The sequence below is a fragment of the Microbacterium sp. K35 genome (assembly GCF_004794375.1).
Lineage (GTDB): Bacteria > Actinomycetota > Actinomycetes > Actinomycetales > Microbacteriaceae > Microbacterium > Microbacterium sufflavum.
This window is the reverse complement of record NZ_SSDM01000117.1, coordinates 1-19864: the sequence shown is the minus strand read 5'-3', so window position 1 is coordinate 19864 and position 19864 is coordinate 1. Positions and strand designations below refer to the sequence as shown.

General features: G+C 70.9%; 21 protein-coding genes. 11 read left to right on the top strand and 10 right to left on the bottom strand.

Features of this window, described 5'->3' with window-relative positions; translation table 11 throughout:
* Positions 1-55 precede the first annotated feature (55 nt).
* The 4 genes from DW299_RS03520 to DW299_RS03505 all read right to left on the bottom strand — a co-directional run bounded on the left by DW299_RS03520 (position 56) and on the right by DW299_RS03505 (position 2168).
* A complete protein-coding gene (locus DW299_RS03520) occupies positions 56-262 on the bottom strand; it encodes a methyltransferase (protein ID WP_136035692.1) in 207 nt (68 codons plus the stop codon).
* A gap of 70 nt (positions 263-332) precedes the next feature.
* Positions 333-1370: an LLM class flavin-dependent oxidoreductase gene (locus DW299_RS03515; RefSeq protein ID WP_136035690.1), complete on the bottom strand. Its 1038-nt coding sequence runs from the start codon at positions 1368-1370 to the stop codon at positions 333-335.
* 81 nt (positions 1371-1451) lie between these two features.
* Positions 1452-1676 (bottom strand): DUF2795 domain-containing protein, encoded by a 225-nt coding sequence (locus DW299_RS03510; protein WP_136034658.1) that lies wholly within the window; start codon positions 1674-1676, stop codon positions 1452-1454.
* A 69-nt stretch (positions 1677-1745) separates the two neighbouring features.
* Positions 1746-2168 carry an Hsp20/alpha crystallin family protein gene (locus DW299_RS03505; protein WP_136034660.1) on the bottom strand — a complete coding sequence of 141 codons (423 nt, stop codon included), beginning with the start codon at positions 2166-2168 and terminating at the stop codon, positions 1746-1748.
* Between the two features lie 124 nt (positions 2169-2292).
* Between DW299_RS03505 and DW299_RS03500 the strand changes: the two genes are divergently transcribed.
* The gene (locus tag DW299_RS03500) at positions 2293-2607 is read left to right on the top strand and encodes a MerR family transcriptional regulator (protein WP_136035688.1); all 315 of its coding nucleotides are present in this window, start codon (positions 2293-2295) and stop codon (positions 2605-2607) included.
* Between the two features lie 30 nt (positions 2608-2637).
* A complete protein-coding gene (locus DW299_RS03495) occupies positions 2638-4368 on the top strand; it encodes a cation:proton antiporter (protein WP_136035686.1) in 1731 nt (576 codons plus the stop codon).
* 72 nt (positions 4369-4440) lie between these two features.
* Here the strand turns inward: DW299_RS03495 and DW299_RS03490 are convergent, their stop codons facing one another.
* The 5 genes from DW299_RS03490 to DW299_RS03470 all read right to left on the bottom strand — a co-directional run bounded on the left by DW299_RS03490 (position 4441) and on the right by DW299_RS03470 (position 8037).
* Entirely contained in the window at positions 4441-5871 is a 1431-nt protein-coding gene (locus DW299_RS03490) for a dicarboxylate/amino acid:cation symporter (protein ID WP_205812751.1), read from the bottom strand.
* A gap of 143 nt (positions 5872-6014) precedes the next feature.
* Positions 6015-6356 (bottom strand): hypothetical protein, encoded by a 342-nt coding sequence (locus tag DW299_RS03485; RefSeq protein ID WP_136035684.1) that lies wholly within the window; start codon positions 6354-6356, stop codon positions 6015-6017.
* A gap of 72 nt (positions 6357-6428) precedes the next feature.
* Positions 6429-6665 (bottom strand): helix-turn-helix domain-containing protein, encoded by a 237-nt coding sequence (locus tag DW299_RS03480; protein ID WP_136034669.1) that lies wholly within the window; start codon positions 6663-6665, stop codon positions 6429-6431.
* Entirely contained in the window at positions 6662-7414 is a 753-nt protein-coding gene (locus DW299_RS03475) for a hypothetical protein (RefSeq protein WP_136035681.1), read from the bottom strand. The genes DW299_RS03480 and DW299_RS03475 overlap by 4 nt, the downstream gene beginning before the upstream one ends.
* Positions 7414-8037, bottom strand: coding sequence for a hypothetical protein (locus tag DW299_RS03470; RefSeq protein ID WP_136035679.1), 624 nt, complete (start codon positions 8035-8037; stop codon positions 7414-7416). The genes DW299_RS03475 and DW299_RS03470 overlap by 1 nt, the downstream gene beginning before the upstream one ends.
* 176 nt (positions 8038-8213) lie before the next feature.
* Between DW299_RS03470 and DW299_RS03465 the strand changes: the two genes are divergently transcribed.
* The 4 genes from DW299_RS03465 (at position 8214) to DW299_RS03450 (ending at position 12820) form a co-directional block, all read left to right on the top strand.
* Complete coding sequence (locus DW299_RS03465) at positions 8214-10745, top strand: ATP-dependent Clp protease ATP-binding subunit (RefSeq protein WP_136034677.1); 2532 nt, start codon at positions 8214-8216, stop codon at positions 10743-10745.
* Positions 10746-10850: 105 nt separating this feature from the next.
* Entirely contained in the window at positions 10851-11351 is a 501-nt protein-coding gene (locus DW299_RS03460) for an amino-acid N-acetyltransferase (RefSeq protein ID WP_136034679.1), read from the top strand.
* Between the two features lie 60 nt (positions 11352-11411).
* A complete protein-coding gene (locus DW299_RS03455) occupies positions 11412-12056 on the top strand; it encodes a hypothetical protein (protein ID WP_136035676.1) in 645 nt (214 codons plus the stop codon).
* A 353-nt stretch (positions 12057-12409) separates the two neighbouring features.
* Complete coding sequence (locus tag DW299_RS03450) at positions 12410-12820, top strand: dehydrogenase (RefSeq protein WP_136034683.1); 411 nt, start codon at positions 12410-12412, stop codon at positions 12818-12820.
* Between the two features lie 15 nt (positions 12821-12835).
* Here DW299_RS03450 and radA read toward each other — a convergent pair whose 3' ends face one another.
* Positions 12836-14203 carry a DNA repair protein RadA gene (gene radA / locus DW299_RS03445; protein ID WP_136034686.1) on the bottom strand — a complete coding sequence of 456 codons (1368 nt, stop codon included), beginning with the start codon at positions 14201-14203 and terminating at the stop codon, positions 12836-12838.
* A gap of 100 nt (positions 14204-14303) precedes the next feature.
* Here radA and DW299_RS03440 point away from each other — a divergent pair, with 100 nt between their 5' ends.
* The 5 genes from DW299_RS03440 to DW299_RS03420 form a co-directional block, all read left to right on the top strand.
* Positions 14304-14981, top strand: a complete 678-nt coding sequence (locus tag DW299_RS03440; RefSeq protein WP_136034687.1) for an ArsR family transcriptional regulator — start codon at positions 14304-14306, stop codon at positions 14979-14981.
* Positions 14968-16383, top strand: coding sequence for a cytochrome ubiquinol oxidase subunit I (locus DW299_RS03435; RefSeq protein ID WP_136034689.1), 1416 nt, complete (start codon positions 14968-14970; stop codon positions 16381-16383). Before DW299_RS03440 ends, DW299_RS03435 begins: the two co-directional genes overlap by 14 nt.
* Positions 16384-16397: 14 nt before the next feature.
* Positions 16398-17426, top strand: a complete 1029-nt coding sequence (gene cydB / locus DW299_RS03430) for a cytochrome d ubiquinol oxidase subunit II (protein ID WP_136034691.1) — start codon at positions 16398-16400, stop codon at positions 17424-17426.
* 29 nt (positions 17427-17455) lie between these two features.
* Positions 17456-19123 (top strand): thiol reductant ABC exporter subunit CydD, encoded by a 1668-nt coding sequence (cydD, locus tag DW299_RS03425; RefSeq protein ID WP_136035675.1) that lies wholly within the window; start codon positions 17456-17458, stop codon positions 19121-19123.
* On the top strand, positions 19120-19864 hold a 745-nt coding region (locus DW299_RS03420), incomplete at its 3' end, for an ABC transporter transmembrane domain-containing protein (RefSeq protein ID WP_240745305.1). The genes cydD and DW299_RS03420, both read left to right, overlap by 4 nt.

Here is a 19864-nt window from a genome sequence, read left to right as displayed (position 1 = left end):
GGGTGCGGGTGCCGGGACCGCGGCCCCGGCGCGTCTCGAGCGACGGTCGTGGAGGTCAGTGCTCCTGGAACAGCGGCCACGCGCTGCCGGGAGCCATGCGCGCATGCAGTGCCCCCTTCGCCGACGCGAGGCTCGGGTAGGTCCCGGCCACGGCGTCCGCCCCGGCCATCGTGACCGCGTACCCCTCGTCGTCATGGCGGATGCTGCCGACCACGCCGTTCGGGCCGTAGGCGACCCACAGTGCGAGTGTCCTGGTGCTCATCGTCGAACCCCTCTCTCTGCCGCTGAGGCTACGCCTCGGAGTCGGCCGGGGCCAGCCCCTCGCGCCGGGTTCAGGCGGTCGCGATGAGCTCGAGCGTCTGCGTGCGTCCGGGCGAGGTGTCGGCGGGCTCGGCCTCGAACGCTCCGGCGACGGGCGAGAGCATGACCTCGTCCACGCCGTGCTGCGTGGCGAAGGCCCGCACCTCTGCGGCGACGGACTCGCCCGTGCCGATGAACCACCGCGACCGGGCGGCCTGCACGACCTGGTCGGTTGCGGCGTCGGAGGCCGCGGCGAGTGCCTGTTCCACGGTCTCCAGCGCCACCAGGGGCTGGTTGAGCCGCAGCCGGGCCATCATCCGCAGCTGGGGGAGGGCGCGCTGCTCGGCCTCGTCCGCGGTGGGGGCGGCGACCGCGTTGACGGTGAGGAACGTGCGCGGTTCCGGGTGCTCCTCGCTGGGGCGGTAGTTCGTGCGGTACAGGTCGAGCGCGCGCTCCAGCCCCTGGCCGGAGAAGTGGTTGGCGAACACGTAGGGCAGCCCGTGCGAGGCGGCGAGCTGCGCGGAGTAGTCGCTCGACCCGAGCAGCCACACCTCGGGCACGCCGGTCGCGGCGGGGGTGGCCCGCACGGTGTACTCGCCGCCCGACGTGAAGCGCACCGTGGCACCGTCGGCGGAGAAGAGCGCCGCGATGTCCTGCACGTGACGCGGGAACTGCTCGACGTCGCTGGTGGTGCCGCTGCCGCGCAGCAGCTGCGTGATGACGGGGTCGCTGCCGGGCGCGCGGCCGAGACCGAGGTCGATGCGTCCCGGCGCGATGGCCTCGAGCGCCGCGAACTGCTCGGCGACGATGAGGGGTGCGTGGTTCGGCAGCATCACGCCACCCGAGCCCAGGCGCAGCCGTCGGGTGCGCGCGGCCGCCGCGGCGATCAGCACCGGGGGCGTGGTCGAGGCCACCGCGGGCATGTTGTGGTGCTCCGCGAACCAGTAGCGGCGGTAGCCGAGACGGTCGGCGGTCTCGGCGAGCGAGAGGGAGGCGGCGATGGCCTCGGCGCTGGTCTGGCCGGAGCGGACCGGCACGAGGTCGAGGACGGAGAGGGCGACGTCGTTCATCCCCGGGTGCAACCCGAGACGTCGCGCGCGCATTCCCGGCCTCGCACCGGTGCGTCCGTGACGCGACCGCGCGGGTGCGGCTCAGGCGGCCCGGGCGGCGGGGGTCAGCGACTCGCGGAGCGCGGCGCGGGCCAGGCGGTAGCGGATGTGCCAGGCGGCGCTGTAACTCTGCTCGGGGAGGGTGCGCAGCACGGCACGGTCGTCGGCGTCGAGTCCGTCGCGGGTGGCCTCGCGCAGCAGGTCGTCGCGCGTCGCCGGGTACTCCATGCCGGCGAGGAAGCGATCGAGGGTGGGGGAGAGGGCCATGGGTCGTCCTTTCTGCGGGGAGGAGGAAAGGGAAGGACGGGGGCGGCGCGTGGGCGCCGCCCCCGCGGGTCAGGCGTCGATGGCCTGGCGCTGCTCGCCGGACTCCACGACGATCTTGCGCGGCTTGGCGCGCTCGCTCACCGGGATCACGACCGACAGCACCCCGCTCTCGTAGGAGGCGCTGATGCTGTCGAGGTCGACGCCGTCGCCGAGCGAGAACTGGCGCAGGAACGAGCCGGCGCCGCGTTCGCGGGCGAGCCACCGCACGCCCTCGCGCGTGTCGGCGGTGCGCTGGGCGCGGATGGTGAGCTGACCGCCGTCGAGGTCGACGTCGATCGAGCCCGGGTCGGCGCCGGGGAGGTCGGCGTGCAGGATGTAGCGGTCACCGTCGCGGTACAGGTCCACCGGCATCGACCGGGGTGCGCGAACGGAGTCCAGCACGCTCGCGGCGAAGCGATCGAGCTGGCTGAAGGGATCGAAGGTCAGTGCCATGAGGTTCTCCTTTCGTGCGGCCCGTATGGGCTGAGGTGGTGTGCAGATTATCTGCACGTGGGGTATAGATTTGTTATAGAACGAGATGACCGATCTCGCAACCCCGATCCGAGGACACGTCAGGATGACCGCACGCGACTCGCGCACACCCGTCTACGGCATCGCCGTGGCTGCCCAGCTCGTCGACCTGCCGGAGGCGACCATCCGCCTCTTCGAGAGCAAGGGGCTGCTCGTCCCCGCCCGCAGCGACGGTGGCACGCGCCGCTACAGCGACGACGACATCGAGCGGCTGCGACGCGCGGCCGAGCTCCGCGGCGACGGGCTCAACATCGCCGGTATCGCCCGTGTGCTCGACCTGCAGGACGAGAATGCCGGACTCCGCGACGCGCTCGACGCGGAGACCGCCCGCACGCCCGCGCGGCGTCGCCCCGCCCGCTGACCCGTCCTCGGACGACGCTACGCTTCCCCCATGGAAGCCGGGATCTTCTACGTCCTCGTCGGAGCCGTCGCCGTGGCCGCGTTCGCGCGCTGGCGCGGGTGGCCGGCGCCGCTGCTGGTGACGGTGGTCGCGCTCGCCGCCTCGTTCCTGCCGATCGTGCCCGACCTGTCCATCGACGGGCACCTGCTGCTTGGCCTGGTGCTGCCGCCGCTGCTGTACTCCGCCGCGCTGGATGTGTCGTTCGTCGGCTTCAAGCGCAGCCTGCCGCAGATCCGACGGCTCGGCATCTGGCTCGTCCTGCTCACCGCGCTCGCGGTCGGCCTCGTGGCGTGGTGGATCCTGCCGTCGCTGACCCTCCCCGGTGCGCTGCTGCTCGGAGCGATCGTCGCACCGCCCGATGCCGTGTCCGCCGCCGCGATCGGCCGCCGTCTCGGGCTCCCGCGGCGCATCATGACGGTGCTGTCGGGCGAGAGCCTCATCAACGACGCCACCTCGCTGACCCTGTACCGCGTGTTCGCGGCGATCCTCGCCGGGGCCACCCTGACGGTGTGGGACGGGGTCTGGCAGTTCCTGGTCGCGGTGGGCGTCGGCGTCGCGGTCGGGCTCGTGTTCGGGATCGTGCTCCACCAGCTGCGCATGCGCATCAGCGACCCCGTCGTGATCGGCACGTTCGGGCTGCTCGCGCCGTTCGGGGCGTACGGCATCGCCGAGCACCTCCTGGGCTCCGGTGTGCTCGCGGTCGTGGCGATGGGGCTGTACGTGGGGTTCAACGCCCCGCGCACCGACTACACCACCAGGCAGCAGGAGGCGCCGCTGTGGCTGTCGGCCGACCTGCTGCTGGAGAGCTTCGTGTTCGCGTACATCGGGCTGCAGTTCCCGCGGGTGCTCCGCGACCTGAGCAGCGAGTCCGTGGGGCGCATCCTGCTGCTGTCCCTCGCCGTGCTGGTGGTGGTGCTGCTCGTGCGGCCCCTGTACATCTACCCCACCAGCGCGTGGGCGAACTTCCAGGACCGTCGTCGGCTCGCGCGCATGGACCGGGGGATCGCGTCGGGGGAGTTCGACGAGCGTCGGCGGCGGTCGCGGCGCTGGCGGCAGTACAGCGCGGACGAGCTGCGCACGCAGATCGTGCGGGAGCGCATGGCCGGACTCCAGCTCACGTGGAAGGACAACGCCGTGATCTCCTGGGCGGGGATGCGCGGCGTGGTCACGCTCGCGATCGCGGTGGCCGCGGCCGACCTCGCGACGCTCGACACCGAGGCCTCGCACGCGATCGTCGTCGTGGCGTTCATCGTGACGGTGGGCACGCTGCTGCTGCAGGGGCTGACGCTGCCGCTGCTCATCCGGCGGCTCGGGATCCGGGGCGACGCCGAGCACGCGGAGGACGAGGCCGCGCTCGAGGCGGTCAAGGCCAAGAGCCGGGAGGCGGGCAAGGAGTACCTGGCGCAGAAGCGCGTCGAGTGGGAGCAGAAGCACGGTGCGGTCGACCTGAGTGTGTTCGACGCCTTCACGAAGCGCATGACCAGGGTGGAGAAGGACACCGACGAGGCGCAGCGGGTGGAGGACACCTCGAGCCGTCCGTCGTTCGACGACCTGGTCGCGCTGTCGAAGGGGTGGTTGCAGGTGCGGAGGGAGATCCTGGTCGCCGAGCGCGACGCGGGCAACCTCGACGAGGAGGTCATGCGGGAGCTGCTGACCGCGATGGATGCGGAGGAGCTGGCGATGGACACGCGCGGCGCCACGCGTCAGCAGGGCCGCGTCTGACGCGGTCGCCTCGCACCCGCACACGAGAACGCCCCGCCTCCCGGAGGAGACGGGGCGTTCCGGCGTGACGGGTCAGCGGGCGCCGGCCGGCTCCGGCGCGGTGTCCGAGGCGGCGTCGGCCTCGGGGGCGTCGTCGTCGGACGAGTCGTCGGCGAACGGCAGGCCCTCGCGCGGCGCGTTGTAGAGCTCCTCGTTGAGGATGCCCTCGCGCTTGGCGACGATGGTCGGGATCAGCGCCTGGCCCGCGACGTTGACCGCGGTGCGGCCCATGTCGAGGATCGGGTCGATCGCGAGCAGCAGACCAACGCCCTCGAGCGGCAGACCCAGGGTCGACAGCGTGAGCGTGAGCATGACGACCGCGCCCGTGGTGCCGGCGGTGGCGGCGGAGCCCACGACCGAGACGATCACGATCAGCAGGTACTGCACGAAGTTCAGCTCGATGCCGAAGAACTGGGCGACGAAGATCGCGGCGATGGCCGGGTAGATCGCGGCGCAGCCGTCCATCTTCGTGGTCGCGCCGAGCGGCACCGCGAACGAGGCGTACGAGCGGGGCACGCCGAGGTTGCGCTCGGTCACGCGCTCCGTGAGCGGCAGCGTTCCGATGGAGGAGCGGCTCACGAACGCGAGCTGCACCGCGGGCCAGACGCCCGAGAAGTACTGCTTGATCGACAGGCCGTGCGTGCGCACGAGGATCGGGTAGACCACGAACAGCACGAGAGCGAGGCCGATGTAGATCGCGGCGGCGAACCAGCCGAGCGACGCGAGCTTCTCCCAGCCGTACTTGATGACGGCGGAGCCGATGAGGCCGAACGTGCCGATCGGGGCGATGCGGATGATCCACCACAGCACGCGCTGGATGACCTTGAGCAGCGACTCGGTGAAGACGAGGAACGGCTCGGCCTTCTTGCCCGCCTTGAGGGCGGCGATGCCGACGACCGCGGCGACGACGATCACCTGCAGGATGTTGAAGCCCACCGTGGAGGTGAACGCGCCCTCGGTCGCGCCGGGGGAGGTGCTGACCGTGAGGCCGAGGAAGTTCTGGGGGATCAGGCCGAGGAGGAAGTTCCACCACGTGCCGACCGTGTAGGGGTCGCCGGGCTCGAGGCCCTCGCCGGCGCGGTTGCCCGGCTGGATCACGAGGCCGAGCCCGATGCCGATGATGACGGCGATGAACGCGGTGATCGCGAACCACAGGATGGTCTGACCGGCCAGGCGTGCCGCGTTCTGCACGCGGCGCAGGTTGGAGATGCTCGCGACGATCGCGGTGAAGATCAGCGGGACGACCGCCGCGCGCAGCAGCGTGACGTAGGAGCTGCCGATCGTGTCGAGCGTGGCGGACAGGCCGGTGGGGTTCTCGGCCGTGGCGCCGAGCTGACGGCCGATCAGGCCGGCGGCGATGCCGAGGACGAGGGCGGCGATGATCTGGAAGCCGAACGAGGTCAGCAGCTTCCGGACCGGCCCGCGGGTGTCTGGCGCCTTCTGGGCGCGTGCGGTGGTGCTCATCGAGGTGGGGACTCCAGAGATCGCGGCGCGCCGGGATGCGCGCCATGAGGCTCAACGCTAGAGCTGGCTGGGAATTCCCTGGGCGGATATGACGAAGCATGACGGCCGCCCCTCCGCAGCCGTCATGCTCCGGGTTCGGGGGGTCAGGGCGCGACGCACTCGTTCAGGTTGTCGGTGATGATCTGCGTCGTGAGCGCCTTGTCGGCTTCGTCCTTCTGCTTGTCTTCGCCGTTGGCGATGTAGGTGAGCGTCTCGTCGCTCAGCTCGGAGTCGACCAGGGCGTCGGCGAGGCAGCTGGCGGCCTCGTCGGTCATCGCCTGCTCCTGGCTCGTGCCGGCGAACACCTTCTGGATCCCCTCGGCCACCTCGTCGGACGACGGGCGGGCCGGTCCGCCGCACGCGGCGAGGGACAGGGCGAGCGCGACGGCGGGCACGAGGGCAGCGAGGCGGGCGGCCGGGCGGGCCGCGGGTGCTGACTTCTTCATGCGGACGACGCTAGTGCGCCACAGCAGATTCATAGAAGGGGCTTGCGTGCGGAGGCGCATCCATGCTCCGCGTCAGCGGGCCGCGAGCACGAGCAGGTCGCCCACGTCGCACTCCAGCGCCTCGCAGATCGCCCGCAGCGTGGAGTAGCGGATCGCGCGGGCGCGGTCGTTCTTGAGCACGGACAGGTTGACGATGCTCACGCCGACCGCGGCGCTCAGCTCGGTGAGGGTCATGCCGCGCTCGGCGAGCAGCTCGTCCAGGCGGCAGTGGATGCCGGTGAACTCCTCGTCGCTCTCGGCCGGGCTCACACCAGCCCCTCCGTCTCCTTCTCCAGGGCGGCACGCTGCTGCTCCAGGCGCATGCCCTGCCGGAACACGGCGGCGAGGGCGAGCAGGCCGAGCGCGGCGGCGAAGGGCAGCGGCGTCACGGTGAGCTGATACGCCGCGGGGTACCACGGACTGTCGGTGGGAAGGGCTTCCCGCAGGCCCGCCGTGGCGGCGATCCCGTTCAGCAGGTCGGACGCCACGCCGAGCACCACGAGCGTGACCGCGCCGCCGACCAGGGCGCGGGTCACGACCAGGGAGAACGCGCGCCCGCGCAGCGTGTGGAAGCAGATGAGGGCGAGGACCACGGCGGGCACCGTGGCGAGCGCCAGGCTGCTGAGCTGTGCCGCCGCGGCGAGGAGGCGGAGTCCGAGCGAGGCGTTGCCCACGGTGAAGTCCGTCAGTTCCGTGCCGCCGCAGGTGAGGGCGGTGTGCGCACCGTCGCCGAACTCGGAGCAGGGGAGGGCGGCGGGCCAGTCGAGGAAGACGACGGTCCGCCCGTGCAGCTCCGCCCAGTCGACCGCGAACGCCTTGACGACGACCGCGATCGCGCCGAGTGCCGACAGGATCACCCACCATCCCGATAGCGTGAGCGCCGCATCGAGGGTGACCGTGCGGCTGCCGCGCCGGCGGCTGTTCCAGACGACGAGGGCGACGACGGCGGCGCCGACGGCGAGGGCGATCGCGATGTTGAGCAGCGAGGGCCAGACGGCCTCCGAGCCGAACGTGATCATCAGACCAGCCCCTCCGTGTCGCGCTGCAGGCGGCGGCCGACGGCGAACACGCCCGCCACGAGGGCCAGGGCGAACGCCCACCCCACGGGTGCCAGGTCGAACTGCACGAGCAGCGTCCACAGCACGTCTTCGACGCCGGGTTCGATCGCGGCCAGATCCTTCACGATCTCGGCCCGGCCGATGCCGCCGGCGAACTGCCCGAGCAGCGTGCCGGCCATCAGCAGGCAGGCGGCGACCGCGAACATCCACCCGAGCGAGGCGCGGAACGGGCGGGAGCGGATGAGGGACACGCCCAGCCACCAGACCACCGCGCACAGGGCGACCGTGGCGAGCGCGGGCAGCGCCGTCTCCAGCAGCAGCAGCCAGCGGGCGGCGGTGGGCGGCGCGGTGAGGGTGACGAGTGCGGAGTCGACGGTGGCGCCCTCGATCCCGGCCACGCCGTCGAGGGCGGTGAGGTCGACGTCGTGCACGGGCATCGCGATCGTCGGCGACGGCGAGAACAGGGTGGCGGCGGCCTGGGCGACGGCGACGATCGCACCGATTCCGACGCTCACGGCTCCGGTCGCGATCAGTCCGAGGGCGATGCCGTCGGCGAGCGAGGGTCGTCTATCCGTGGCGAGCATGGGCTCCTCCTGAAGATCGGGGGGTTATCGACTTTCGTTAACATAACGACTGTCGATAAACGGGTCAAGCCCCCGCTATGCCCACGGCGAACACGGGCATACCCGGCATTCCTGGTCGTTACTCTCGATGTACAAGCGCTTCATGCGTCTTCGCCCCGTGCGAATAAGGAGTCAACATGTTCGAGAGATTCACGGACCGAGCCCGTCGAGTGGTCGTCCTCGCCCAAGAAGAGGCGAAGATGCTCAACCACAACTACATCGGCACCGAGCACATCCTGCTCGGCCTCATCCACGAGGGCGAGGGCGTCGCAGCCAAGGCGCTGGAGTCGCTCGGCATCTCCCTCGACGCCGTGCGCGAGCAGGTGCAGGACATCATCGGCCAGGGTCAGCAGCAGCCGACCGGCCACATCCCGTTCACGCCGCGCGCCAAGAAGGTGCTCGAGCTCAGCCTCCGCGAGGCTCTGCAGCTCGGCCACAACTACATCGGCACCGAGCACATCCTCCTCGGCCTCATCCGTGAGGGCGAGGGCGTGGCCGCCCAGGTGCTGGTCAAGCTCGGCGCCGACCTCAACAAGGTGCGCCAGCAGGTCATCCAGCTGCTGTCCGGCGCTCCGGGGCGCGAGCCCGCGTCGGTCGGCGCGCAGACCAACGACTCGCCCGCCGGCGCCCAGGGTGGCTCCGCGGTGCTCGACCAGTTCGGTCGCAACCTCACCCAGGCCGCGCGCGACAACAAGCTCGACCCGGTGATCGGGCGCGAGAAGGAGGCGGAGCGGGTCATGCAGATCCTCTCCCGCCGCTCCAAGAACAACCCCGTCCTGATCGGTGAGCCCGGCGTCGGCAAGACCGCCGTCGTCGAGGGCCTGGCGCAGGCGATCGTCAAGGGCGATGTACCCGAGACGCTGAAGGACAAGCAGCTCTACTCGCTCGACCTCGGCTCTCTCATCGCCGGTTCCCGCTACCGCGGCGACTTCGAGGAGCGCCTGAAGAAGGTCACCAAGGAGATCCGCACGCGCGGCGACATCATCGTCTTCATCGACGAGATCCACACCCTCGTGGGTGCGGGTGCCGCCGAGGGCGCGATCGACGCGGCCAGCATCCTCAAGCCGCTGCTCGCCCGCGGTGAGCTCCAGACGATCGGCGCCACCACGCTCGACGAGTACCGCAAGCACTTCGAGAAGGACGCCGCTCTCGAGCGCCGCTTCCAGCCGGTGCAGGTGAACGAGCCGACGCTGCCGCACGCGATCAACATCCTCAAGGGGCTGCGCGACCGCTACGAGGCGCACCACAAGGTGCAGATCACCGACGGCGCGATCGTGGCCGCGGCGAACCTCGCCGACCGCTACGTCTCCGACCGGTTCCTCCCCGACAAGGCGATCGACCTGATCGACGAGGCCGGCGCGCGCCTGCGTCTGTCGATCCTGTCGAGCCCGCCCGAGCTGCGGGAGTTCGACGAGAAGATCGCCGCCGTGCGCGAGCAGAAGGAGCTCGCCTCCGAGGAGCAGGACTTCGAGAAGGCCGCGTCGCTGCGCGACGAGGAGAAGAGCCTGCTCGCCGAGCGGCTGCGCCTCGAGAAGCAGTGGCGTGCGGGCGACGTCGCGACCCAGGCGGTCGTCGACGAGGGCCTGATCGCCGAGGTGCTCGCGCAGGCCACGGGCATCCCCGTGTTCAAGCTGACCGAGGAGGAGTCCAGCCGACTCGTCTTCATGGAGAAGGCGCTGCACCAGCGCGTCATCGGTCAGGAGGAGGCCATCGCGGCCCTCTCCAAGACCATCCGTCGCCAGCGTGCGGGCCTCAAGGACCCGAAGCGCCCCTCCGGTTCGTTCATCTTCGCCGGCCCTACGGGCGTCGGAAAGACGGAGCTTGCCAAGGCGCTCGCGGAGTTCCTGTTCGACGACGAGGCCGCGCTCATCTCGCTCGACATGAGCGAGTTCGGCGAGAAGCACACCGTCTCGCGGCTGTTCGGTGCCCCTCCCGGGTTCGTCGGCTTCGAAGAGGGCGGTCAGCTCACCGAGAAGGTGCGGCGCAAGCCGTTCAGCGTGGTGCTGTTCGACGAGATCGAGAAGGCCCACCCCGACATCTTCAACTCGCTGCTGCAGATCCTTGAAGAGGGTCGCCTCACCGACGGTCAGGGTCGGATCGTGGACTTCAAGAACACGGTCATCATCATGACCACCAACCTCGGTGCACGCGACATCGCCGGCGGCCCCGTGGGCTTCCAGATCGAGGGCAACAACGCCACCAGCTACGAGCGGATGAAGGGCAAGGTCAACGAGGAGCTCAAGCGGCACTTCAAGCCCGAGTTCCTCAACCGTGTCGACGACATCATCGTCTTCCCGCAGCTGAGCAAGGACGAGCTGGTGCAGATCGTGGACCTGTTCACGAAGCGCCTCGGCGAGCGTCTGCTCGACCGCGACATGACGATCGAGCTGTCGCAGGCCGCCAAGGAGCGTCTGATCGAGATCGGCTTCGACCCGGCTCTGGGCGCCCGGCCGCTGCGTCGCGCGATGCAGCACGAGATCGAGGACCGTCTGTCGGAGAAGATCCTGCACGGCGAGCTCGACTCGGGCGACCACGTGAAGGTCGACGCGAAGGACGGGGAGTTCCTGTTCGAGCACGGTCCGCGCGGCGAGAAGGTCGCGGTCGGTGTCAACACCGGCGGCGGCGCCATCGCCGGTACGCCCGACCTGGCGATCACCGGCAACGACTGATCCCACCCGGGTCGTGAGCCCGGACGTGAAGGGGCGGATGCTGCGGCATCCGCCCCTTCCTCGTGTCTGGGAGGCGCACGGAGGGTGCGGTTCTAGGCTGGTCGGGTGAGCGACTACATCGTCCGGCCCGCCCGCAGCGCCGATATCGTCAGCATCCGCAACCTGCTCCAGCCGCTCGTGGAGCAGCGCATCCTGCTCGGCAAAGACCTGGCGGTGCTGTACGGCGCGGTGCAGGAGTTCGTGGTGGCGGAGGCCGACGGCGAGCTGATCGGCTGCGGCGCCCTGCACGTGATCTGGGAGGACCTCGGCGAGGTGCGCACCCTGCTCGTGCGCGACGACTGGCTGCACCACGGCATCGGTCGTGCGATCGTGGAGCGCCTGGAGGAGAACGCGCGCGCACTCGGACTGACGCGCCTGTTCTGCCTCACGTTCGAGGTGGATTTCTTCGGCCGCCGCGGCTTCACCCCCATCGGCGAGCAGGTCGTCGATCCCGACGTGTACTCGCAGCTGCTGCGCAGTGGAGACGCGGGTGTCGAGGAGTTCCTCGACCTGGCGCACGTCAAGCCGAACACGCTCGGCAACACCCGGATGCTCAAGGTGCTCTGAGGTCCGACGGGCGCACGACGCCTCCCAGGATCGCGGGGCTCGATCGCTTAACCTGGAAGCATGCCCCGTCGTTCCGCCGCCGTCTACCGTCGTCGGCGTCTGGTGGTGCTGCTCGGGCTGATCCTGGTCCTCGCGGTGATCGGGGTGTCGGTATGGCTGCTGGTCGCGCGCCCCTGGGCCGCCGCGACCGATGCGACCCCGGCGCCGACGTCCTCCTCGACGACCGAGACGCCGCCGCCGCCCACGGGTTCCGCGAGCCCGGCGCCCACTCCGAGCGCCTCCGAGACGCCCGCTGTCGTGGCCTGCCAGGCGAAGGACATCGAGGTCACGGCTGTCACCGACGCCGACACCTACGCGGCGGGCGTCACCCCGCGCCTGTCGATCTCGCTGACGAACAAGGGCGCCACGGACTGCACGATCGACGTGGGGTCGAGCACCCAGGTGTTCACGGTGTCGAGCGGCGCGGACGTGTGGTGGCGGTCGACGGACTGCCAGGAGAACCCGAGCAGCATGATCGCGACGCTCACCGCCGGATCGACCGTGGTGAGCAAGGAGCCCGTGGTGTGGGACCGCACCCGGTCGAGCGTGGAGACGTGCGCGCAGGAGAACCGGCAGCGGGCGCCCGGCGGCGGCGCGTCGTACCATGTGGCCGTGTCGATCGGCGGCTTCCCCAGCGCCACGACGGCGCAGTTCCTGCTCTACTGATCGCACGCTACGGCTTTGCGGGCGATCCGGCCGTGCGGCTTCGGATTGCTTCGTCTGCTGCGGCAACCGATCCGAATTGCGGCGACCTTCGCGTCGGAGGGCCTCTTGTGCTGACACGAGTCGTTCTTTGGGATACCATAGACATGACTCTCCGCCTATGCGGCATAAGCCATCCCCAGTGGCGTCGAACTACAGCGTCCCCAGCGCTTCGACACCGCCGCTCGAGAGTCCGAGGGCCCTCTCGAGTACCCCAGTCCCCAATGGAGGACTCGAGAGGGCCCCAATCTTTTTCCCGCGCCGGCCGGACGTCGCCGTGGAGCCGCGCTCGTCGTGTCGATGCCTAAGCTGGAGACATGGCTGCGAAGAAGGCGAAGTCCGGCAAGAAGAAGCCCGCACCCGAGGACTTCCGGTCCGAGGCGCTGGCGGTGGCCCTGGAGAAGCAGGACGTGGCTGCGGTCGCCCTGGCCCTGCGGCACGGCACGACCGTCGTCCCGCTCATCAAGCCCGGTGCGCGCGACAACCCGCTCGACGGCGGCGAGGTGTGGACGTACCGCGACCCGAACACGGGCGACCTGGCGCTGCTGCTCTTCAGCGACGCGAAGAACAAGCCGGCCAACCTGCCGCCCGGTGTGGGCATCTACGACGCGGCCTGGCTGCGGCGGTTCCTCTCCGCGCACCCCATCACGACCGTGTTCCTCGACATCGCCGGTCCCCATCCCATGCAGGCGGATCCGGTCGAGCTGCTCAAGGCGCTCGACGCCTGATCGCTGCGCCGCGGCTCAGAACGGCGGGATGTCGCGGTCGGGACGCCGGGCCGCGTTCCGCGAGCGGATGTCGCCCAGGGCGGCGCGCAGCGTCTTCGACCGGTCGTCGACCACCTGCTCGTAGCCCAGTCGCGCCGCCTCCGTTCGGCGCTGCGCGGCCTGCGTGACCGGCCGCACCTCACCCGCCAGGCTGAGCTCGCCCACCGCGGCGACCGTGCGCGGCACCGAGATCATCTGGATGGACCCCGCCACCGCGATCGCGATCGCGAGGTCGGCCGCGGGCTCGGTGAACCGCACGCCGCCCACCGTGGAGACGTAGACGTCGAGGCTGCCCGTGGGCACCCCGGCCCGGCGCTCCAGGATGGCCAGCACCATCGCGACGCGCGACGCGTCGAGCCCGTGCACGATGCGCCGGGGGTTCGGGGCGTTGCTGGGCACCGTGAGCGCCTGCACCTCCACCGGCAGCGCGCGGCGGCCCTCCAGCGAGATCGCGACGCACGTGCCGGGCTCGGACGCCCCCTGAGACAGGAAGAGCCCGGACGGATCCGGCACCTCGGCGATGCCGTCGCCGGTCATCTCGAAGCACCCCACCTCGTCGGTCGGCCCGAAGCGGTTCTTGAGCGCGCGGATGAAGCGCAGCGACGTCTGCCGGTCGCCCTCGAAGTGGCACACCACGTCGACCAGGTGCTCCAGCACGCGGGGGCCGGCGACCTGCCCGTCTTTCGTGACGTGACCGACGATGATGATCGGCAGGTCCCGCTCCTTGGCGACGCGGATGAGGGTCGCGGCGACCTCGCGCACCTGGCTGGGCTGTCCTGCCGCGCCGTCGGTCAGTGACGACGACACCGTCTGCACGGAGTCGACGATCACGAGCTGCGGCTGCACCTCGTCGATGTGACCGAGGATCGTGGCGAGGTCGGTCTCGCTCGCCAGGTACAGCTCGTCGTGCAGCGCGCCGGTGCGCTCGGCGCGCAGCCGCACCTGAGCGGGGGACTCCTCGGCGCTCGCGTACAGCACCCGCCGCCCGGCACGTGCCGCCTGCGCGGCGACCTCGAGCAGCAGCGTGGACTTGCCGACGCCCGGCTCGCCGCTGAGCAGGATGGCGGCGCCGGGCACGATGCCGCCGCCCAGCACGCGGTCGAACTCGCCGACCCCGCTCGTGCGCCGGGGTGCGTCCTGTGTCGTGATCTGCGTGATCGGTCGCGCGGCGCGATCGGCGGTGGGTGCGAGGGCGTTCACGCGTCGGAGGATGCCGGTCTGGGCGGCCTGCTCCTGCACGGTTCCCCACTGCTGGCACTCGCCGCAGCGGCCGACCCATTTCGCCGTCGTCCACCCGCACTCCGTGCACACGTACGCAGGGGGAGCGGGTTTCCGGGTGGCCATGCCCCCAGGCTATCGGCGGGATCAGACATCCCTATCGCCCGGGTGATTATTCACGGCCCGGTGCCCCAACAGGGGTGTGGATCGCCAGAATAATGGAGACATGTCCAACGGCGGGTCCGTCTGCGGACCGATCTCGAGCTACTCCCGGGTGCGCATCCTGCACCTGCTCTTCGAGGCGGGGGTGACCGGTGCGTCCCGGCACCTCACGATCGGCGAACTGTGCGCGGCCACCGGCCTGCACGCCAACACCGTCCGCGAGCATCTGCAGCGCCTCATCGAGGGCGGCTACGTGATCCCCGAGGTGGAGCACCGCACCACCCGCGGCCGCCCGCGCACGCTCTACCGCGCCGCGACCGGTGCGTCCGACGCATCGAGCCCGGTCGCCAGGGACAAGGCCAAGGCGGCGGCCCGTCGCGGCGACCTGCTGCGCAGCGTGGTGCCCTCCGCGGCCCCGAGCGCCCTCGGCCGTGACGCCGTGCACCAGCTCGACGCCCTGGTCGAGCACCTGGAGGAGAGCGGCTTCGAACCGGTCGTCGACGACCGGGTGCTGACGGTCGACCTGAGCCCGTGCCCGCACGCCGCCGGCCGTCCCGAAGACCGCCCGCTCCTGTGCCAGGTGCACCTGGGCCTCATGCAGAGCGTGCTGACCGAGGCCGGGGGACCGCTCGTCGCCGCGTGCGTGCGCGACGCTCAGAGCCCATCGGAGTGCACGGTGCAGCTGCGCGACACCACGACGCAGCAGTCCGACAGAAGAGGAGTCGCGCATGGAATGGCTTGATCCGCTCGTCCTGTCCCGATGGCAGTTCGGGCTGACGACCGTCTACCACTACCTCTTCGTGCCGCTGACGATCGGCATGGCCCTGGTGGCCGCGATCTTCCAGACGGCGTGGGTGCGCACCGGCAAGGTGCAGTACCTCCACCTCACCCGCTTCTTCGGCAAGATCTTCCTGATCAACTTCGCCATGGGCGTGGTCACCGGCATCGTGCAGGAGTTCCAGTTCGGCATGAACTGGTCGGACTACTCCCGCTTCGTCGGCGACGTGTTCGGAGCCCCGCTGGCCTTCGAGGGTCTCCTCGCCTTCTTCTTCGAGGCGACCTTCATCGGCCTGTGGATCTTCGGCTGGGACAAGCTGCCGCAGAAGCTGCACCTCGCGACCATCTGGTGCGTCTCGATCGGCAGCATCCTGTCGGCGTACTTCATCATCGCGGCGAACGCGTTCATGCAGAACCCCGTCGGCTACACGTTCAACGAGGCGACCAACCGTGCCGAGCTCACCGACTTCTGGGCGCTGCTGACCAACCCCGTGGCGCTCGCCGCCTTCCCGCACACCATCTTCGGTGCGCTCATGTTCGCCGCCGGTGTCGTCATCTCGGTCTCGGCCTGGCACCTGGCGCGGGGCCAGCACTTCGACACCATGCGCGTCTCCCTCAAGTTCGGGCTGTGGGCCATGATCTTCTCCACCGCGGGCGTGGTGCTCACCGGCGACCAGCTGGGCCTGGCGATGTACGCCGCGCAACCCATGAAGATGGCCGCCGCCGAGGCGACGTTCAACACCGTATGCGGACCGGACGCCTCCTTCAGCCTGTTCACGCTCGGCACGCCGGACGGCAGCTCCGAGCTGTTCTCCATCCGCGTCCCGTACCTGCTGTCGCTGCTGTCGACGCACACGCTCGACGCGTGCGTGCACGGCATCAACGACCTCAACGCCGAGTACGCCCAGACCTACGCCGCCACGGGCCTGACCGACTTCGCCCCGATCCTGTGGGTCACGTACTGGTCGTTCCGCTGGATGATCGGCCTCGGCATGGCCGCCGCCCTCGTCGCGGTCGCCGGCCTCTGGGTCACCCGCAAGAACGCCAAGAAGCCGGTCGCGCCGTGGATGTGGAAGGTCGCGATCTGGTCGTTCCCGCTCGCGCTCGCCGCCAACATCATGGGCTGGGTGTTCACCGAGATGGGTCGGCAGCCGTGGATCGTGTTCGGGCTGATGTCCACGCGAGACGGCGTCTCGCCCGGTGTCAGCGGTGTCGAGGTGCTCATCTCGCTGATCGCCTTCACCGCGATCTACGCCGCCCTCGCGGTGGTCGAGGTGCGGTTGATCGTGAAGGCCGCCCAGAAGGGGCCGGACACCGATGAACAGCCCCATGAGGAGACGGCTCAGCTGCCGTCGGTCGTGTACTGAGAGGAAGGAGCATCATGGATCTCGCAACGCTCTGGTTCTGGATCGTCGCCTTCCTCTTCGTGGGGTACTTCGTGCTCGACGGATTCGACTTCGGCGTCGGCATGTCGCTGCCGTTCCTCGGCAAGGACGACGTCTCCCGCCGGCAGGTCATCAACACGATCGGCCCGGTGTGGGACCTCAACGAGACGTGGGTCATCGTCGCCGGCGCCTCGCTGTTCGCGTCGTTCCCCGAGTGGTACGCCACCCTGTTCAGCGGGTTCTACCTGCCGCTGCTGCTCATCCTGCTCGCGCTCATCCTGCGCGGCGTCTCGTTCGAGTACCGCCATCAGCGGGAGAGCAGGAAGTGGAAGCAGGGCTTCGACCGGATGATCGTGATCGGCTCCGTCGTGCCCGCGCTGCTGTGGGGCGTCGCCTTCGGCAACATCGTGCAGGGCGTCGCGATCGACGAGAACCACATCTACGTCGGCGGCTTCTTCTCGCTGCTCAACCCGTACGCGCTGCTGGTCGGCGTGACCACCCTGCTGCTGTTCTTCCTACACGGCGTGCTGTTCGTGGCGCTCAAGACCGACGGTCAGGTGCACGCCGACGCCCGGAAGCTCGCCGCCCGCGCAGCCGTGCCCACCGTGATCGCCGCCGCCGCGACCGTGCTGTGGACGTACTTCCTCGCCGCAGGGCGCGAGGCGCCGCTGCTGTGGCTGGTCGCGGGTGCCGGTGCCATCGCCGCGGTGTCGCTCATCGCCGCGATCGTGCTGTCGCTGCGGGGCCGAGACGGCCAGGCGTTCACCGCGGGCATCGTCACGGTGCTGACGGCCGTGGTGATGCTGTTCGCCGCGCTGTTCCCGTTCGTCATGCCGTCGACGATCGACCCGGCGTTCAGCCTGACGATCGCGAACGCGTCGAGCACGCCGTACACGCTGCAGATCATGACCTGGACCGCGCTGATCGCGCTGCCGCTCGTCATCGCCTACCAGACCTGGACATACTGGGTGTTCCGCAAGCGCGTCACCCGCAGCTCGATCGAGGGGGCGCCGGCACACGCGTGACCCTGCCCCGCCCCCGATGATCGCCCCGTATGAAACCCGTCGACCCGAGACTGCTGCGCTACGCGGCCGCCGCCCGTGGGTACCTCGCGGCCTCCGCGGTGATCGGCGTCGCGCAGACCGCGGTCACGATCGCGTTCGCGTGGCTGCTGACCGAGGCCATCACGGGAGCGATCGCCGGCCGAGACGTCACCGTGGTGCTGCTCACACTGCTCGCGACGGCCCTGGTGCGCGGGGTGCTGATCGCCGCGTCCGACGCCGCGGGCACACGGGCGGCCGCCCGCACGGGCATGCAGCTGCGCTCCGCGCTCGTGGCGGCCGTCGGGCGCCTCGGGCCGGGGTGGCTGGCGCAGCGGAACCAGACGGCGCTCGCGGTGACCGCGGGGCACGGGCTGGAGGCGCTCGACGCCTACTTCGCCCGGTACATCCCGCAGCTGGTGCTCACGGCGATCGCGACACCCGTGCTGGTCGCGGTCATGTGGTGGCAGGACTGGCCGAGCGGGCTCACGGCCCTCATCACCCTGCCGCTCATCCCGCTGTTCCTCATCCTGATCGGCATCGCCACCCGCACCGTGCAGAAGCGGCAGTGGCAGACGCTGCAGCGACTGGCCGCCCGGTTCGCCGACACCGTGCAGGGACTGTCGACGCTGCGCCTGTTCGGCCGCGACGCCCGGGCGGCCGACCGCATCGAGGCCACCGCCGACGACTACCGTCGCGAGACCATGAAGGTGCTGCGGTTCTCGTTCCTGTCGGGCTTCTCCATGGAGCTGCTGTCGTCGCTGGCGGTGGCGCTCATCGCGGTCGCGGTGGGGTTCCGGCTGCTGTCGGGCGAGCTCACGCTCGAGGTCGGGCTGTTCGTCCTGCTGCTGGCGCCCGAGGCCTTCCTCCCCATCCGGCAGGTGGGCGTGCAGTTCCACGCCGCGGCGGAGGGGGTCGCCGCGACCGAAGACGTGTTCGCGGTGCTCGACGAGGCGCGGGGCGACGGCTCCGGCGTACACGACTCGGGAGCGCCTGCCGCGGTGAGCGCCTCCGGCGCGGTCCCCGGCGCAGCCGCCGTCCGTTCTCCGGAGTCGCGAACCTCCACGGAAGGGGCCCTCGTCGTGGAGCAGCTGCGCGTGCGCGACCTGCCGCCCGTGTCGTTCACCGCCGAGCGCGGCACCATCACCCTCATCGAGGGGCCGAGCGGCGCGGGCAAGTCGAGTCTGCTGGCGGCCCTGCGGGGCGCGGTGCCGTTCGCGGGCGGGGCGACGTGGTCCGGGCGTGACGTCCGCGGCCTCGCGGCGTCGGAGTGGCTGGCGTGGGCGGGCCAGTCGCCCGGACTCATCCGCGGCACGGTGGCGGACAACGTCGCCCTCGGCGACCCGGAGCCCGATGCCGAGCGGGTGCGGAGGGCGCTCGACGCCGCCTGCGCCGAGGGGATCGACCCCGCGCGAGAGCTCGGCGTGCAGGGCAGCGGACCGTCGGGCGGGCAGGCGCAGCGGGTCGCGGTGGCGCGGGCGCTCTACCGCCAGGCGGGGATGCCGCACGCCGTGCTCGCGCTCGACGAACCCTCCAGCGCGCTCGACCCCGCCACGGAGGAGCGGCTGTGGTCCTCGCTGCGCGCGCGGGCGGACGCCGGAGCGACCGTGGTGCTGGTCTCCCACCGCCGGTCGGCGCGCGACATCGCCGACCGCGTGGTCGCCCTGGGGGTGAGCGCATGAGCGAGACCACCAGGGCCCGGCGGCTGCGCGAGGTGCTCCGCCTGGCGCAGCCGCCCGTCGCGCGGTTCCTGCCCGGCCTGATCTGGGGCGTGCTGTCGGCGGGCGCGGCCGTGAGCCTGCTCGCGGTGAGCGGCTGGCTGATCGTGAGCGCCTCGATCGTGGACTCGCTCGTGCCGCTGTCGGTGGCCGTGGTCGGGGTGCGGTTCTTCGCCGTGACCCGCGCCGTGACCCGCTACCTCGAGCGGCTCAGCGGGCACGATGCGGCGCTGCGGCAGCTGGCCTCGACGCGCTCCGACCTGGTGCGCCGCCTCATCCCGCTCTCTCCCGCGGGGCTCGGCGCGACCGACCGGGGACAGGTGCTCGCGGCGCTCGTCGACGACGTGGAGAATCTGCAGAACCTGCCGTTGCGGGTGGTGCAGCCGCTCGCGGTGTCGGCGCTCGTCGCCGTGGGGGCCGTGGGGTTCCTCGCCTTCGTGTCGCCCGCGGCCGCGTTGACCCTCGCCGTGTGCCTGGTCGTCGCCGCGCTCGCCGCGATCGGGCTCGGGTGGGTGTTCGGCTCCCGGGCCGAGTCGGCCGTGTCTGCCCGTCGCGCCGAGGTGTCGGCGGCCCTGGTCGACTACCTCGGCAGTCTCGACGTGCTGCTCGCCTACGGGGCGGAGGGCCAGGCGCGCGAGCGCATCCGGGTGGCCGACGCCGCCCTGCGCCGGGTCGTGAGCAGGGCCTCGGTCGCCCAGGCCGTCG

Bases quoted from the DNA above. Each gene is read 5' to 3' on its own strand.
- DW299_RS03490 (WP_205812751.1), bottom strand. From the start codon at position 5,871: ATGAGCACCACCGCACGCGCCCAGAAGGCGCCAGACACCCGCGGGCCG.
- DW299_RS03475 (WP_136035681.1), bottom strand. From the start codon at position 7,414: ATGATCACGTTCGGCTCGGAGGCCGTCTGGCCCTCGCTGCTCAACATC.
- DW299_RS03470 (WP_136035679.1), bottom strand. From the start codon at position 8,037: ATGCTCGCCACGGATAGACGACCCTCGCTCGCCGACGGCATCGCCCTC.
- radA (WP_136034686.1), bottom strand. From the start codon at position 14,203: ATGGCCACCCGGAAACCCGCTCCCCCTGCGTACGTGTGCACGGAGTGC.
- DW299_RS03440 (WP_136034687.1), top strand. From the start codon at position 14,304: ATGTCCAACGGCGGGTCCGTCTGCGGACCGATCTCGAGCTACTCCCGG.
- DW299_RS03500 (WP_136035688.1), top strand. From the start codon at position 2,293: ATGACCGCACGCGACTCGCGCACACCCGTCTACGGCATCGCCGTGGCT.
- DW299_RS03495 (WP_136035686.1), top strand. From the start codon at position 2,638: ATGGAAGCCGGGATCTTCTACGTCCTCGTCGGAGCCGTCGCCGTGGCC.
- DW299_RS03515 (WP_136035690.1), bottom strand. From the start codon at position 1,370: ATGAACGACGTCGCCCTCTCCGTCCTCGACCTCGTGCCGGTCCGCTCC.
- DW299_RS03520 (WP_136035692.1), bottom strand. From the start codon at position 262: ATGAGCACCAGGACACTCGCACTGTGGGTCGCCTACGGCCCGAACGGC.
- cydB (WP_136034691.1), top strand. From the start codon at position 16,398: ATGGATCTCGCAACGCTCTGGTTCTGGATCGTCGCCTTCCTCTTCGTG.
- DW299_RS03485 (WP_136035684.1), bottom strand. From the start codon at position 6,356: ATGAAGAAGTCAGCACCCGCGGCCCGCCCGGCCGCCCGCCTCGCTGCC.
- DW299_RS03505 (WP_136034660.1), bottom strand. From the start codon at position 2,168: ATGGCACTGACCTTCGATCCCTTCAGCCAGCTCGATCGCTTCGCCGCG.
- cydD (WP_136035675.1), top strand. From the start codon at position 17,456: ATGAAACCCGTCGACCCGAGACTGCTGCGCTACGCGGCCGCCGCCCGT.
- DW299_RS03450 (WP_136034683.1), top strand. From the start codon at position 12,410: ATGGCTGCGAAGAAGGCGAAGTCCGGCAAGAAGAAGCCCGCACCCGAG.
- DW299_RS03455 (WP_136035676.1), top strand. From the start codon at position 11,412: ATGCCCCGTCGTTCCGCCGCCGTCTACCGTCGTCGGCGTCTGGTGGTG.
- DW299_RS03465 (WP_136034677.1), top strand. From the start codon at position 8,214: ATGTTCGAGAGATTCACGGACCGAGCCCGTCGAGTGGTCGTCCTCGCC.
- DW299_RS03435 (WP_136034689.1), top strand. From the start codon at position 14,968: ATGGAATGGCTTGATCCGCTCGTCCTGTCCCGATGGCAGTTCGGGCTG.
- DW299_RS03510 (WP_136034658.1), bottom strand. From the start codon at position 1,676: ATGGCCCTCTCCCCCACCCTCGATCGCTTCCTCGCCGGCATGGAGTAC.